Source organism: Caulobacter sp. P1_D6 (assembly GCF_056406095.1).
On sequence record NZ_JBFUAW010000004.1, the window covers coordinates 55,451 to 70,535 of the forward strand.

Annotated in this window: 14 protein-coding genes; 12 read left to right on the plus strand and 2 right to left on the minus strand. The window is 66.2% G+C overall.

The annotated features are described in order from the left end of the window. The first annotated feature begins 21 nt into the window (after positions 1–21). The 10 genes from pheS to AC1DYP_RS02395 all read left to right on the plus strand — a co-directional run bounded on the left by pheS (position 22) and on the right by AC1DYP_RS02395 (position 8,164). Entirely contained in the window at positions 22–1,110 is a 1,089-nt protein-coding gene (gene pheS, locus AC1DYP_RS02350) for a phenylalanine--tRNA ligase subunit alpha (RefSeq protein ID WP_477044962.1), read from the plus strand. Further along, positions 1,110–1,499: a hypothetical protein gene (locus tag AC1DYP_RS02355; protein WP_477044963.1), complete on the plus strand. Its 390-nt coding sequence runs from the start codon at positions 1,110–1,112 to the stop codon at positions 1,497–1,499. The genes pheS and AC1DYP_RS02355 overlap by 1 nt, the downstream gene beginning before the upstream one ends. Further along, on the plus strand, positions 1,499–4,003 hold the full coding sequence (gene ytpR, locus AC1DYP_RS02360; protein WP_477044964.1) for a YtpR family tRNA-binding protein: 2,505 nt from the start codon (positions 1,499–1,501) through the stop codon (positions 4,001–4,003). The genes AC1DYP_RS02355 and ytpR overlap by 1 nt, the downstream gene beginning before the upstream one ends. Before the next feature lie 104 nt (positions 4,004–4,107). Then, the gene (locus AC1DYP_RS02365) at positions 4,108–5,088 is read left to right on the plus strand and encodes a hypothetical protein (protein WP_477044965.1); all 981 of its coding nucleotides are present in this window, start codon (positions 4,108–4,110) and stop codon (positions 5,086–5,088) included. 104 nt (positions 5,089–5,192) lie between these two features. Further along, the gene (locus tag AC1DYP_RS02370; RefSeq protein ID WP_477044966.1) at positions 5,193–5,339 is read left to right on the plus strand and encodes a hypothetical protein; all 147 of its coding nucleotides are present in this window, start codon (positions 5,193–5,195) and stop codon (positions 5,337–5,339) included. 113 nt (positions 5,340–5,452) lie between these two features. After that, the gene (locus AC1DYP_RS02375) at positions 5,453–5,749 is read left to right on the plus strand and encodes a hypothetical protein (RefSeq protein WP_035072771.1); all 297 of its coding nucleotides are present in this window, start codon (positions 5,453–5,455) and stop codon (positions 5,747–5,749) included. Continuing rightward, positions 5,746–6,018 carry a hypothetical protein gene (locus AC1DYP_RS02380; RefSeq protein WP_477032095.1) on the plus strand — a complete coding sequence of 91 codons (273 nt, stop codon included), beginning with the start codon at positions 5,746–5,748 and terminating at the stop codon, positions 6,016–6,018. Before AC1DYP_RS02375 ends, AC1DYP_RS02380 begins: the two co-directional genes overlap by 4 nt. 63 nt (positions 6,019–6,081) lie before the next feature. Continuing rightward, entirely contained in the window at positions 6,082–6,675 is a 594-nt protein-coding gene (msrA, locus tag AC1DYP_RS02385) for a peptide-methionine (S)-S-oxide reductase MsrA (RefSeq protein ID WP_477045023.1), read from the plus strand. Positions 6,676–6,794: 119 nt separating this feature from the next. Beyond that, the gene (locus tag AC1DYP_RS02390; RefSeq protein ID WP_477044967.1) at positions 6,795–7,331 is read left to right on the plus strand and encodes a TIGR00645 family protein; all 537 of its coding nucleotides are present in this window, start codon (positions 6,795–6,797) and stop codon (positions 7,329–7,331) included. Between the two features lie 59 nt (positions 7,332–7,390). Then, positions 7,391–8,164 carry a transglutaminase-like domain-containing protein gene (locus AC1DYP_RS02395; protein WP_477044968.1) on the plus strand — a complete coding sequence of 258 codons (774 nt, stop codon included), beginning with the start codon at positions 7,391–7,393 and terminating at the stop codon, positions 8,162–8,164. Positions 8,165–8,309: 145 nt separating this feature from the next. Here AC1DYP_RS02395 and AC1DYP_RS02400 read toward each other — a convergent pair whose 3' ends face one another. Then, complete coding sequence (locus AC1DYP_RS02400; RefSeq protein WP_477044969.1) at positions 8,310–9,035, minus strand: hypothetical protein; 726 nt, start codon at positions 9,033–9,035, stop codon at positions 8,310–8,312. 295 nt (positions 9,036–9,330) lie between these two features. After that, positions 9,331–9,936 carry a DUF1134 domain-containing protein gene (locus AC1DYP_RS02405; protein WP_477032098.1) on the minus strand — a complete coding sequence of 202 codons (606 nt, stop codon included), beginning with the start codon at positions 9,934–9,936 and terminating at the stop codon, positions 9,331–9,333. Between the two features lie 154 nt (positions 9,937–10,090). On the opposite strand from AC1DYP_RS02405, the gene lepA reads away from it, so the two are divergent. Continuing rightward, a complete protein-coding gene (lepA, locus tag AC1DYP_RS02410; protein ID WP_477032099.1) occupies positions 10,091–11,899 on the plus strand; it encodes a translation elongation factor 4 in 1,809 nt (602 codons plus the stop codon). A 76-nt stretch (positions 11,900–11,975) separates the two neighbouring features. After that, the gene (locus AC1DYP_RS02415) at positions 11,976–15,062 is read left to right on the plus strand and encodes a type ISP restriction/modification enzyme (RefSeq protein WP_477044970.1); all 3,087 of its coding nucleotides are present in this window, start codon (positions 11,976–11,978) and stop codon (positions 15,060–15,062) included. The last annotated feature ends 23 nt before the right edge of the window (positions 15,063–15,085 follow it).

Genomic DNA, 15,085 nt, shown 5'->3' on the forward strand with positions numbered 1-15,085 from the left:
TGCTCTAGACGGAACCCCGTCATGACCGATCTCACCACTCTCGAAGCCGACGTGCTGGCGCAAGTCGCCGCCGCCGGCGATCTCGCCGCCCTCGACGCCGTGCGCGTCGCCGCCCTGGGCAAGACCGGCTCGATCTCGGGCCTGCTCAAGACGCTGGGGGCCATGAGCCCCGACGAGCGCAAGGAACGGGGCGCCGCGATCAACGTCCTGCGCGACCGCGCGCAGACGGCGCTGAACGACAAGAAGGCCGCGCTGGAAACCGCCGCCCTCGACGCGCGCCTGGCCAGCGAGACCCTGGACCTGACCCTGCCCGCCCCGCATCGTCGCCGCGGCAGCGTCCATCCGACCATGCAGACCATGGACGAGGTGATCGCCATCTTCGCCGAGATGGGCTTCGCCGTCGCGGAAGGTCCCGACATCGAGGACGACCTCCACAACTTCACGGCCCTGAACTTCCCGCCCAAGCACCCGGCGCGGGAAATGCACGACACCTTCTTCTTCAATCCGAAGAAGAACGAGGACGGCTCGGACGGCGAGCGCATGCTTCTGCGCACCCACACCAGCCCCGTGCAGGTGCGGACCATGCTGTCGCAGAAGCCGCCGATCCGGATCATCGCCCCGGGCCGCACCTACCGTGTCGACAACGACGCCACCCACACGCCGGTGTTCCACCAGGTCGAGGGTCTGGTGATCGACACCGACACCAACATGGGCCAGCTGAAATGGACCCTGGAGACCTTCCTGGCGCGGTTCTTCGAGACCGACGCGGTGAAGACCCAGTTCCGGCCGCACCACTTCCCGTTCACCGAGCCCTCGGCCGAGATGGACGTTCAGTGCGACCGCTCGGGCGGCGAGATCAAGATCGGCCAGGGCACCTCCTGGCTCGAGATCCTGGGCTGCGGCATGGTTCACCCCAACGTCCTGCGCGCCTGCAACATCGATCCGGACGAGTACCAGGGCTTCGCCTTCGGCATGGGCGTCGACCGGCTGGGGATGCTGAAGTACGGCATGCCCGACCTGCGCGACATGTGGGCGTCCGACGTCCGCTGGCTCGAGCATTACGGCTTCAGCGCGTTCGCCGCGCCGAACGCGGCGTCGGGACTGAGCTGATGAGCTTCCAACCGGGCGGCCGCGACGGCCGCATCCCCACCGACGCCATGGCCAAGGTGTTCGAGAACGTCGACATCTCGCTGTTCGACCTGGCGCGCGCCGTCCTGAAGGCCGGCCAGCGCACGATCAACGGCCGGACGTTCCGCAACTGCTTCATCGAGGGTCCGGCCGTGATGCTGGTGCTCAACAACGTCAATTTCGACAACACCAATTTCGGCCCCAACGGCGGCGACATGCGCAACCTCGTGCTGCGCCCCGCCGGGCCGACCAGCGTGGTCGGCGCGATCCCCGTTTCGGACTGTGAGTTCATCAACTGCGAGTTCTTCGGCCTGGGCTTCACCGGACCCGACCAATTCCTCGACCAGTTGCTGACCCTGGAAACCCGCTAATGAAGTTCACCCTTTCCTGGCTCAAGGACCACCTCGACACCGAGGCGTCCGCCACCGAAGTCGTCGCCGCCATGACCATGGCCGGCCTCGAGGTCGAGCACGTCACCGACCCGGCGTCGAAGCTGGCCGCGTTCACGGTCGCCAAGATCGTCGAGGCCGTGCAGCACCCCAACGCCGACCGCCTGCGGGTTTGTCAGGTCGACACCGTCGACGGCCGCAAAGAGATCGTCTGCGGCGCGCCCAACGCGCGCGCGGGCCTGACCACCGTCTACGCCCCGATCGGCGCCTATGTGCCCGGCCTGGACGTGACCCTGGTCGAGAAGCCGGTGCGCGGCGTGGTGTCCAACGGCATGCTCTGCTCGGCCTCCGAACTGGAAGTCGCTGGCGAGAACGACGGCATCATGGAGCTGCCCGACGACCTAGCCGTCGGCACGCCGGCCGCCGACGCCCTGGGCCTGGAAGCCGTGATCGACTTCGAGGTCACCCCCAATCGCCCCGACTGGCTGGGCGTGGCCGGCATCGCCCGCGACCTGGCCGCCGCCGGCGTCGGGACGCTGAAGACCGCCCCCATCGACGAGATCCCGGGGACCTTCGACTGCCCGATCTCCATCAAGGTGGACGGCGAAGCCTGTCCGGTGTTCGCCGGCCGCGTGATCGAGGGCGTGAAGAACGGTCCTTCGCCCAAGTGGCTGCGCGATCGACTGACCGCCATCGGCCTGCGTCCGATCAGCGCCCTGGTGGATATCACCAACCTGATCACCTACGACCGCGCCCGCCCGCTGCACGTCTATGACCGCGCCAAGCTGGTCGGTACGACGATCGAGGCGCGCCTGGGCCACGGCAAGGCCGAAGCCACGCTCAGCGACCAGCCCTCGCCCGCCGAGCATCACGACGAGCAGCTGATCGCGCTGGACGGCAAGACCTACGACATCACGGCCGCGATGAGCGTCATCGCCGACGCCGACGGCAACCGCCCGATCGGCCTGGGCGGGGTGATGGGCGGCGAGAGCACGGGATGCTCGGACGACACCGTCGACATCTTCGTCGAAAGCGCCTGGTTCGACCCGATCACCACGGCCCAGACCGGCCGGGCCACCGGCATCAACAGCGACGCCCAGTACCGCTTCGCGCGGGGCGTGAACCCGCAGTCGTGCGAGGAGGGCCTGCACCTGGCCACCAAGCTCATTCTGGAGCTGTGCGGCGGCAAGCCTTCCAAGATCGTCGTGGCCGGCCAGCCGCCCGCGCCGCCCGCGCCCTTCGAGTTCGACTTCGGCTACATCGAAAAGCTGACGGGCATTTCGGAACCGCTGCAATCCAACGTCGCGATCCTCACGTCGCTGGGCTTCACGGTGGAGTCCCAAGCCGTGCACGTGATCGCCGATCTACCCACGGTCAGGATGGCTCCCATCGAGGGGCAGGCCGCGACCTCTTCGGTCTACACGATCACGCCGCCGCCCTGGCGTCGCGACGTCTCGCAGCCCGCGGACATCGTCGAGGAAGCCGCTCGCATCGCCGGGTTCGACAAGGTGCCCTCCCAGCCCCTGCCCGAGGTTCCTCGCGCGGTCGGCGGCGTGCTCACCGTCAAGCAGGCCCGCGCCCGCACGGCCCGTCGCGCCCTGGCGGCGGCCGGCTACGCCGAGGCCCTGACCTTCAGCTTCACCAGCAAGGCCACCGCCGAGCTGTTCGGCGGCGGCGCGCCCGAGCTTATCCTGGCCAATCCGATCGCCTCGGACCTGGACTGCATGCGCCCGTCGCTGCTGCCCAACCTGATCGACGCCGCCGGCCGCAACGCCCGCCAGGGCTTCCCGGGCGTCGCCCTGTTCGAAGTGGGCCCGGTGTTCTTCGGCGACCGCCCGCAGGACCAGAAGACCACGATCGCCGCCATCCTGGCCCCACGCGCCCCGCGCGGCTGGGCCAAGGCGCCGGCCGAGGACCTGTTCGACGTGAAGGCCGACCTGCTGGCCCTGCTGGAGGAGATCGGCGCGCCGGTCGCCTCGCTGCAGACCGCCCAGGGCTCGGCCTCGTCGTGGTGGCACCCGGGCCGCTCGGCGCGCCTGCAGCTGGGCCCCAAGGCGGTGCTGGCCGAGTTCGGCGAGCTGCATCCGGCGGTCCTCAAGGCCCTGGACGTGGCCGGCCCGGTCTATGGCTTCGAGATCACCCTGGAAGCCGTGCCCGAGCCCAAGAAGAAGGCCATCAAGTCGCGCCCGGCCTTCAGCCCCTCGCCGCTGATGCCCCTGACCCGCGACTTCGCCTTCGTGGCCGACAAGGCCAAGGCGGCGGGCGACCTGGTCAAGGCCGCCGCCGGCGCCGACAAGGCGCTGATCGACGCCGTGCGCGTGTTCGACGTCTACGAGGGCCCCGGCGTGCCGGAAGGCTCCAAGTCGGTCGCCCTCGAGGTGGTCGTCCAGCCGCGCGACAAGACCCTGACCGAAGCCGAGATCGAGGCCCTGTCGGCCAAGATCGTCGCTGCGGTCGAGAAGGCCGGCGGCAAGCTGCGGGGCTAAGCTGCTCTTCGCCTCCCGCGACATGTTGTTCGCGGGAGGCGATCGCAACCTCTCCTTAACCAAAGCCACACAACTTCCGGTGCAGTCGCCGGGAGACAAACGCCGTGGTCGCCAGCATTCCGCCCGCCAGCCTTCCGTCGGTCAGCGCCATACAGGCCATGCTCGCGGCGCGCCCTCGACTGACCGAGGACGAAATCCAGACGCGCAAGGCCAAGGCCGAGGCGATGAGCCAGCCGCCGGTCAAGGTCACGCTGTCGGACGAAGCCCAGGCCGCCCTGGCCGCGGACAAGCAACGCTTCGACCTGGAGATCAAGAAGAGCGACCTGCACAAGGCCTGGAGCGAGAATATCCACGCCATGTTGAAGGCCGATCCGCGCGCGCCCCAGGGCGGCGTCTATGCCGAGATCCGCAAGGACGGCAAGGTGATCGCCACCATCAACAACGACGGTTCGGCCAGCTGGCCGGGAACGTCGTCCTTCCCGCCCAGCGTCTTCGACGGCGAACCCAAATGGGGCGGTACGGCCTTGGCCCAGCATCGTCTGCAGGCCCTGCGCAAGGCCAGCGGCGGCGAGATCGTCATGGCCAAGACCGCCATCACCGATCCCTTCGCCCAGGCGGCCAACCGCGAGACGGTCATGGCCCCGTTCCGCGCCGAGAAGCAGCGGCTGGACGAAGCGACCTACGAGATCGACAAGCAGCTGGCCGACCAGTTCGGCTTCCCGGTTCCCACGCCGCCAGTCTCGCTGACGGAAGATCCCACCGGCGGCGATCCGCCGTTGGGCCTGACCCAGGACGCCCTGGACTACCTGAAGGCCCAGTTCGAAGACCCGGACGTCAAGACCGCCCTGGCCGACGGCGACCTGCAACCGCCCGACGCCGAGCAACTGACCGTCGAGCACGCGCTGGACGCCCTGTCGCAGCTGAACGAAGACATGAAGGCCCGCTTCGACGATCTGTTGAAGGGTCCGAACCTCTATCTCGCGCTGGCGCGACAGGCCGAGGATCCGCCCAAGCCCGACGCGCTTGCGCCGTCGCCGTCCGTTCCATCCTCGCCTTTGCCCGTTACCAAGGCGGCCGCTGGCTAGAACCTAGCCACCTCGCCTCGCCATCGCCCGCGAGCAGGCTAGACCTTGCGCTGTGCCTAAGCCCACGCTAACTGTGTAATCGCACACGGAGTTTCCACGCCATCATGCTCTCGCAGCTGGCCCTGAACGTTCTGATCGCCACCGGCCTCACCGCCGGCGTCGCGATCTCGTGCGCGCGCAACATTATGATGCAGGCCAAGATTAAAACCGTTCGTGTGCGAACGGGGCAGCACAGGCGCGCGGTCGACTAGACGACCAACAAGCCGAAAGATCGCAAGATCCGCAAAGCCCCGCTTCCCACAAGGAGCGGGGTTTTTGCTGTGCGGTCCTCGGTCCCCTTCAAATCCATAGGACCTTTGAAACCATGAGCTACCTGCCTTCCCCACCCGCCTTCAATTCCGACCACGAAGGCGTCACCGTCCACCAGCTGCTGCTGGCCGCCCAGGACGCGCCTTCGGCGCTGGAAGCCGTCCGCCAGGGCCTGGCCGACAGCGGCGCCGAGCTGTGCGCCCTGTCGATGAAGCCGGTCGGCCAGATCGTCGAAGGCTCTCTGCGCGTGCGCCACCTCAGCGACCAGGCCGCCCGCCTGCTGGCCCGCGATCTGGCCGCCTGGCCCGGCGTCACCTCGGCCAGCGTCGAGCATCAGTGGGTGCGGCCGTGAGCGAGCTTAAATCCCCCAAAGACGGAGAAGACGACAAACGCCGGCTGTTCCTGGTGATCGCCGACGACACGCCCGACGCCCTGATGCGGGTGCTGGGCGTGGCCAATGTCCAGCAGACCCGCCTGCGCGCCCTGACCGCCCAGCCGGACGGCGCGGGCCTGAGCATCCGCCTGGAGCTGGACGACCAGGGCGACGAGCGGGCCCAGATCCTGGCCGCCCGCCTGTCGGCCTGTCCCTCGGTGCGCGGGGTGGGCTTCGGCTGGCGATAAGGGTGTAACCTTTGACCCGCGCCATCCGTAACTAGAGGTACATCCTCCCGGAGCCACCCGATGATCCGCCGCCTGCTCGTCCTGATCGCCAGTTTCGCCGCCATACTGCTGCCCGCCGACGTGCTGGCCGCGCCCAAGCCCCAGCCCGCGACCGCCGTGTTCGCCGGCGGCTGCTTCTGGTGCATGGAGAACGACATGCGCGGCATTCCGGGCGTGCTGAAGGTCGAGAGCGGCTACACCGGCGGCCACGTCGATCGGCCGACCTATCGCGACGTGACCAGCGAGACCTCGGGCCACTACGAGTCGGTGCGCGTCACCTACGACCCGGCCAAGCTCGACTACGGCTTCCTGCTCTACAAGTATTGGAAGCTGGTCGACCCCACCGACGACGGCGGCCAGTTTTGCGACCGCGGTCCGTCCTACAAGCCCGCAGTGTTCGTCACCCCCGCCCAGCGCCCGATCGCCGAGAAGTCGCGCGCCGAGGCCGCCAAGCGCCTGAAGACCGGCACGATGAAGGCCCAGATCCTGGACCTGAAGACCTTCTGGCCGGCCGAGGCCTATCATCGCGACTACGCCAAGAACCACGCCGTCGAGTACCACGCCTACCGCATCGGCTGCGGCCGCGACCTGCGGCTGAAGCAGGTCTGGGGCGGTTGAGTTCGACCATCTAGGGTGCCGCCCGCTCCGAAACCGGCTTTTCCCTGATTGGCGCCTCGGGCGGTTGAGCATCGACTCCAGCCACGTTCGCTCCCGGCGAACACGCCCTGGAGCGCGCCATGCCCATGATCAAGCCGTTGGCCGAGCGCTGGCTGGAGCGGTGCCTGTTCGCCTCCCGCTGGCTGCTGGCGCCGATCTATCTGGGCCTGGTGGTCATACTGGCCGTCATGATCCTGGTGTTCTTCCAGGAGCTGATGCACGAACTGCCGATCATCCTGACCTCCAAGCCGGAGTTCGCGATCATCCTGGCGCTGTCGCTGATCGACCTGTCGCTGACCGGCAACCTGCTGGTGATCGTCATCCTGGCCGGCTACGAGAACTTCGTGTCGCGGATCGACACCGCCTCGCACAGCGAGCGGCCCCACTGGATGGGGTCGGTCGACTATTCGGCCATGAAGATGAAGCTGATCGCCTCGGTCGCGGCGATCTCGGCCGTTTCGCTGCTCAAGGCGGTCCTGAAGATGAGCGAGGATCCCGACATCCCGTTCGACCAGCCCCGGCTGGCCTGGCTGATGGGCATCCACCTGACATTCGTGATATCCGGGCTGCTGATGGCGGTCATGGACTGGATCGCCGGCAAGATCACCAAGCACTGAACTTCGTCGACGGCGGGCCGTTGTGCGTCGTGCCGGCTGAGCGGCGGGGAGACGACGGCATGCGCGTGCGCATCGAGACGCGGCTGGACTACGACTTCCCCGTCCGCGCCGAGTCCCTGCTGCAGATCGAGGCCGCCGTCGCGTCGGACCAGACGGTGGTCGAGGAGCGCCTGACCTTCGATCCGCCCCTGACGTTCGTCCGCCGCGACGACCCGCTCAGCGGCGAACGGCGCGTGGCCTTCGAACACCAGGGCCGGCTGGCCATCGCCTACACCGCCACCGTCGAGATCGCCGATCGCGAGATGGACTTGGCCGGCGCCGTCCAGCACCGGGTCGCCGAACTGCCGATCGAGACCCTGCCCTACCTGCGCGGCAGCCGTTACTGCCCGTCCGACACCTTCGAGACCATCGCCGATCAGAAGTTCGGAACCCTGAGCGGCGGCGATCGCGTCGCGGCCATCGTCGCCTGGATCATCGGCCACCTGGAATACCGCCCGTGCAGCGACTGGCGCACCACGGCTCTCGAGACCTACGTCCAGCGGGCCGGCGTCTGCCGCGACTTCGCTCACCTGGCCGTCACCCTGTGCCGGGCCAGCGACATCCCCGCGCGGGTGGCCAGCGTCTACGCCCTGGGCCTGCACCCACCCGACTTCCACGCCGTGGCCGAGGTGTTCGTCGGCGGCCGCTGGCGGCTGCTGGACCCCACGGGCCTGGCGCCGATCGACGGCCTGGTCCGCATCGCCTACGGCCGCGACGCGGCGGACGTGGCGTTCCTGACGATCTTCGGTCAGGCGACGATGGTCAGCCAGAGCGTGACGGTGACGGCGGCCTGATCCCTCTCCCCTTGCGGGAGAGGGTGGCCTCCGAAGGAGGTCGGGTGAGGGGTCGATGGCCGGCTCAGCCGCGCACTACGGACAGATTTGAGAGACCCCTCATCCGTCGGCTTCGCCGACACCTTCTCCCGCAAGGGGAGAGGGATCAGGCCGCCTTCTTCCGCCTCGGCTTCGGCTTCTTCTTCAAGAACCGCTCGAACAGCACGAAGGCGGCCGGCAGGGTCAGCAGGAACGACAACAGTCCCACTCCGCCCTTGGCGAGCAGCACTGTGGCCTTGGGCACGCCGTAGATCGTGAACACCTTCACCGGCAGCAGGACCTGCGGGTCCGACCCTTGCGCCTGGCCGTTGGCCGAGATCGGGATCGCCTTGAACGTGGCCGGGCTGACATTGAACCGCACCAGCAGCACGTGGTCGCCCTCGTCCTTGGGCGAGACGATCCACTTCACCCGCTCGACCCCGGTGGCGGCGATGCGCTGGACGTCGAACTCGTGGGTCGGGGACGGTGTCAGGGCCAGGTCCGCGCCGCTGAGTTCGACCTTCATGCCGGCCGGCGGCTGCACAGAGCCGTAGGCGTAGCCGTCCCCGGGCTCCTTGGCCTGGCCGGTCTTCCAGTGGGTGCCGCCAGTCGTGTACTCGGCCTCCAGCACCCCCTCCTCGTTCTCGCGGATCGTGCGGGGGTACTTGATGTTCAGCCAGCCGATGACCGTACCGTTCGGGTCATGGACGACGAAGCGCGACGCGGCGGCCGGCGTGGCCGGCGGCGGGGGCTGAGGAGCCGCGCGGGCGTCGATCAGCCTGGGCAGCACCACGGCCAACACCGCCGCCATCGCCAGCCAGATAAACCAGGTACGCTTCAACCGCTCGATCATGGCGCATCCCTGCGGGCGAGCGCGCGGCGGGCGAACAGCCGGCCCCCACCGACGGACCGCTCATGGCGGGCTCATTCTCGTTGGGATTGATAATGGCGAGGAACTCTCGCGAATCCAAGCGCTTGGATTTCGCGGCGTGGGATCACACCTACTTGCCCCCACCTGACCGCTTCGCGGTCTGTCCGCCCCCATAGGGGGCGGAGGACGAGAGCGCGGCTCCTCTTCCCCCTGTGGGGGAAGACGACCGCGAAGCGGTCCGTAGGGGGCAAGTGATCGCCGCCGCCCTCTATGGGTTTTAGAACGGCAGGATGTTGCGCTGGCGGCTGTAGGCCAGGTAGCCGATGTTGGCGCCCAGGCGCAGGCCGACGCCGGCGCGGATCGGGGCCAGGGTGATGGTGTCGGCGCGCTGGTAGTTCACGCCCAGGCCGCCGATCAGATAGGCCGTGCCCTCCACGCCCGGGAAGCGGCGGAAGATGGCGTCCGGATACTGCAGGTTATAGCACAGGGTGAAGACCCGGCTGGCGTTGCCGCCCCAGTCCCAGCCCACCGACGGGCCCTGCCAGAACACCTCCTGGGTGTCCTTGCCCTTCATGTACAGCAGGCCCCGGCCGTAGCGCAGGCCCACGCCGATGGCGCCCGAGCCCTCTTCGCCGGCGATGTAGCCGGTGGGCTGGCCGTTGTCGCGGAAGGCGCGCTCGATCACCGCCCCGGCGCTCTCGGCCGTGACGCCGAGGAAGTCCGAGGTGCTGCGGACCATTTCGTCGGCCGAATAGGTGGCGGCCCGGCCGGTGTCGTACTGCGACTGGCGCGGCGGGTCGCCCGGACGCTCTTGGGCGGTGCTGGCGCAGGCGCCGAGCCCCGCGGTGGCCATGCCCGAAAGGATCAGCTTGCGACGGTCCATGTTCTCTCTCGCGATTCCAACAGCCTAGACTGTCTCAACCCTTTGAGTCGGGTTTGCGGCTTGAAGCTTAACGGCGAGTTAACCATGAGGGATCCGGGCCGGGGCCGGATGAACGACACTCGCGAAACGCCGCAAATATGCTAGAGGCAGCCCCATGACTTCGACGCCTCTCGACCGCATTCGCAATTTCTCGATCGTGGCCCACATCGACCACGGCAAATCGACCCTCTCCGACCGCCTCATCCAGGAGACCGGGGGCCTCACCGCGCGTGAGATGACCGCCCAGGTCCTGGACAACATGGACATCGAGAAGGAACGCGGGATCACCATCAAGGCCCAGACCGTGCGTCTGGACTACAAGGCCGACGACGGCCAGACCTACGTCCTGAACCTGATGGACACCCCCGGCCACGTCGACTTCGCCTATGAGGTCAGCCGCAGCCTGGCCGCCTGCGAGGGCTCGATCCTGGTCGTCGACGCCTCGCAGGGCGTGGAAGCCCAGACCCTGGCCAACGTCTATTCGGCCATCGACAACAACCACGAGATCGTCCCGGTCCTCAACAAGATCGACCTGCCGGCCGCAGAGCCCGAGCGCGTGCGCGCCCAGATCGAGGACCTGATCGGCCTGGACGCCAGCGACGCCGTCCTGGCCAGCGCCAAGTCCGGCCTGGGCATCCACGACGTCCTGGAAGCCATCGTCACCCGCCTGCCGCCGCCCAAGGGCGACGAGAACGCGCCGCTGAAGGCGCTGCTGGTCGACGCCTGGTACGACGCCTATCTGGGCGTCGTCGTCCTGGTCCGCGTCTTCGACGGCCGCCTGCGGGCCGGCCAGAAGATCAAGATGATGCAGCACGGTTCGACCCACCTGGTCGACCGCGTCGGCGTCTTCAAGCCCAAGAACACCCCCGTCGAGAGCCTCGGCCCCGGCGAGATCGGCTTCTTCACCGCCCAGATCAAGGAAGTGGCCGACGCCGCCGTCGGCGACACCCTGACCGACGAGAAGAAGCCCACCGACAAGGCCCTGCCCGGCTTCAAGGACGTCCAGCCGGTCGTGTTCTGCGGCCTGTTCCCGGTGGACGCCGCCGACTTCGAGGACCTGCGCGCCGCGGTCGGCAAGCTGCGCCTGAACGACGGCAGCTTCACCTACGAGATGGAATCCAGCGCCGCCCTGGGCTTCGGCTTCCGCTGCGGCTTCCTGGGCCTGCTGCACCTGGAGATCATCCAGGAGCGCCTCAGCCGCGAGTTCGACCTCGACCTGATCGCGACCGCCCCCTCGGTGGTCTACAAGATCCACATGCGCGACGGCACGGAGGTCGAGCTCCACAACCCCGCCGACCTGCCCGACGTGATGCAGATCGAGAGCATCAGCGAGCCCTGGATCAAGGCCACGATCTTCACCCCCGACGAATATCTGGGCGGCGTGATCAAGCTCTGCCAGGACCGCCGCGGCATGCAGCGCGAGCTCTCCTATGTTGGCAGCCGCGCCATGGTGGTCTACGACCTGCCCCTGAACGAGGTCGTGTTCGACTTCTACGACCGCCTGAAGTCGATCTCGAAGGGCTACGCCAGCTTCGACTACCAGATCGAGGACTACCGGGTCGGCGACCTGGTCAAGATGTCGATCCTGGTCAACGCCGAGCCGGTCGACGCCCTGTCGATGCTGGTCCACCGCGACCGCGCCGAAAGCCGCGGCCGGGGCATGTGCGAGAAGATGAAGGAGCTCATCCCGCAGCACATGTTCGTCATCCCCATCCAGGCGGCGATCGGCGGCCGGATCATCGCCCGCGAAACCGTCCGCGCCCTGCGCAAGGACGTGACCGCCAAGTGCTACGGCGGCGACGCCTCGCGCAAGCGCAAGCTGCTGGACAAGCAGAAGGCCGGCAAGAAGCGCATGCGCCAGTTCGGCAAGGTCGAGATCCCGCAGGAAGCGTTCATCGCCGCGCTGAAGATGGACGGGGATTGATCAGGGTAGCTGTATTTAGAAGTCTCGCCAAACGAGGTCGAAGCGGCCTAGGGTTGAGCGGCTATTCGGGGGCGGAATGAGCCAACTGCTGATCAACCAATATCTGAACGAACTCGCGGACCTGAAGCGGGTGTCAGGCGCTAGCCGCGAAAGCGTAGTGCGCGAGGCCTTCAAGGACCTGCTCAAGGCCTGGGGCAAGTCACAGCACCTGACCTTCATCCCCGAGCACGAGTTCATCACCACCGCCAAGGTGCGCAACTATATCGACGGTGCCCTGCTGCATGACCTGCGCGTGCCGTTCGGCTACTGGGAGGCCAAGGACGCTGGCGACGACCTCGACGTCGAGATCGCCAAGAAATTTCGGCGCGGCTATCCCAGCACCAACATTATCTTTGAAGACTCGACCAAGGCAGTGCTGTTTCAGCATGGCGTGGAGGTGATGCGCTGCGCCGTCGATGGGCCCGAACTGCAAAAGCTGCTGGAGTTGTTTTTCGGCTATCAGCGGCCGGAGATCGCCGACTTCCGCAAAGCGGTGATCCAGTTCAAGACCGACCTGCCGGCGGTGCTTGAGGCGCTGCGCGCGCGGATCGACACCGCCTATGCCGGCAACGCCAAGTTCAGCGCGGCGGCGGCGAAGTTCCTGCAAACGGCCAAGTCCACGATCAATCCGTCGGTCACCGAAGACGACGTGCGGGAGATGCTGATCCAGCACATCCTGACCGAGGAAATCTTCGCCCACGTCTTCAATGACGGCGACTTTCACCACCACAACAACGTCGCCAAGGCGCTGTACGATCTTGAGGGCGAGTTCTTCAAAGGCGACGTCAAACGCCAGACACTGGCTGCGCTGGAGCCCTACTACGCCGCCATCCGCTCGACGGCGGCGCTGATCTCGTCGCACTCGGAAAAGCAGGGCTTCCTGAAGGCGATCTACGAGAACTTCTACAAGGTCTACAATCCGGGGGCGGCCGACAGGCTGGGCGTGGTCTATACGCCCAATGAGATCGTCCGCTTCATGATCGAGAGCACCGACTGGCTGTGCGAGAAGCACTTTGGCAAGTCGCTGATCGATCGCGACGTCACCATTCTCGACCCGGCCACGGGCACGGGCACCTTCATCGTCGAACTGATGGAGCATTTCCGGGGGCGGCCCGAGAAGCTGATCTACAAGTACCTGACCGAACTCTATGCCAACGAAGTGGCGATCCTGCCCTATTACGTCGCCAATCTGAACATCGAGGCGACCTATGCCGCGATCGCCGGGAAGTACGAAGAATTTCCCGGGCTGTGCTTTGTCGACACTCTGGATAACGTCGCGGCCCTGGGCATCTATTCTGGCCATCAGCACGATCTGTTCGCCAGTATTTCCGACGAGAATAGCGAGCGGGTTCGTCGCCAAAACAGCCGCAGGATCAGCGTGGTGATCGGTAATCCGCCGTACAACGCTTGGCAGGAGAACTACAACCAGAACAACGCCAACCGGCCCTATGCCCGGGTCGATGAGCGCATCGCCGCCACCTACATCAAGGAAGGCACGGCCCAGAACAAAAACAGCGTCTATGACATGTACACCCGCTTCGTCCGCTGGGCGTCGGATCGGGTGAAGGACGAGGGCGTCATCGCCTTCATCATCGGCCGCAAGCCCTTCGCCAAGGCTGCCTATGACGGGTTTCGCAAGGTCATCGCCCGCGAGTTCGCCGAGATCTGGGTTTTCGACTTGGGCGGCGACGTTCGCGACAATCCCAAGCTGTCGGGCACCAAGCACAATGTGTTCGGCATCCAGACCGGCGTGGCCATGGTCTTCCTGGTTAAAAAGAAGGGCAAGAGCGGCGGGGCGGTCATTCGTTACGCGCGACGGCCGGAGATGGAGACGGCGGAAGATAAGCTGATCGCTATTACGTCGATTGGTGGGCTCAAAGGGCTGGAGGTTCAAACGATCCAACCGGATCGCAAGAACGACTGGCTGAACCTCAGCGACAACGACTGGGATAGTCTTGTGCCGCTCGTAAGCAAGGATGATAAGGCTGGAATTGGTCCAGCTCGAGGAAGCGCCATTTTCAGGCTATTCTCTCGTGGTGTTGCAACTCAGCGGGATGAATGGGTCTATGACATCGACCGCGACACGCTGGTCGCAAAATCACAGATGCTGAATTCCGTCTACGAAGCTACGCGGCGCGATCGAGCTTTCCCTGGACGTGGAACAATCAAGTGGGATCGAGAACTAACGCGTTATCTTGAGAGCCATGTTACAAAATCATTCAATGAAAATTCTGTGATCAGGGCCGCTTATCGTCCGTTTACGAAGAGGTGGCTTTATTTCGATCAGCACTTTAACGGCATGACCTATCAACTGCCGTCTATGTTTGGTCGCGGGGCAAATCCTACACTCGCGTTCCTTGGTGTGGCGTCTGAAAACCCTCTATCAGCCTTGGTCGTGCAGCAGGTGTTCGATCTCTGCCTTCTCAAGCAGGGAAATGGAGGAACCCAGAGCGTTCCGCGCTTCCGCTACAATAAGGAAGGCGACCGCCTCGACAACATCACCGACTGGGCCGTCGCCCAGTTCACGGCCCGCTATGGCAAGGCCGCCGCGATCAGCAAGGATGACATCTTCGCCTATGTCTACGCCGTGCTGCACGATCCGGTGTATCGCGAGACCTATGCGCTGAACCTCAAGCGCGAGTTTCCGCGCGTGCCGCTCTATCCCGACTTCAAGCGCTGGCGCGACTGGGGCCAGGCGCTGCTGGACCTGCATATCGGCTACGAGACCGTCGAGCCCTTCCCGCTGGAGCGGTTGGAGGCGCGCGATCCCAAGCGGGCCGATGACACCACTCCGGCGGTCAAGCTGAAGTCCGACGCTGAGCACGGGATCATTGTGCTGGACGCCGACACCCAGTTGTCGGGCGCGCCGGCCAAGGCCTGGGACTATCGGCTGGGCAACCGCTCGGCGATCGACTGGGTGCTGGACCAGCACAAGGAAAAGACTCCCAAGGACCCGACCATCCGCGAGAGGTTCAACACCTATCGCTTCGCCGACTATAAGGAGCAGGTGGTCGAACTGCTGGGCCGCGTGGTCGCCGTCAGCACCGCTACGGTCGACATCGTTGAATCTATGCGGGCGCTGCCCGCCAACGCCCGCGACCAAAAAGCGAAAGCGGACGCCTAGCAGCTAGAGCCCACCAGAGCTAA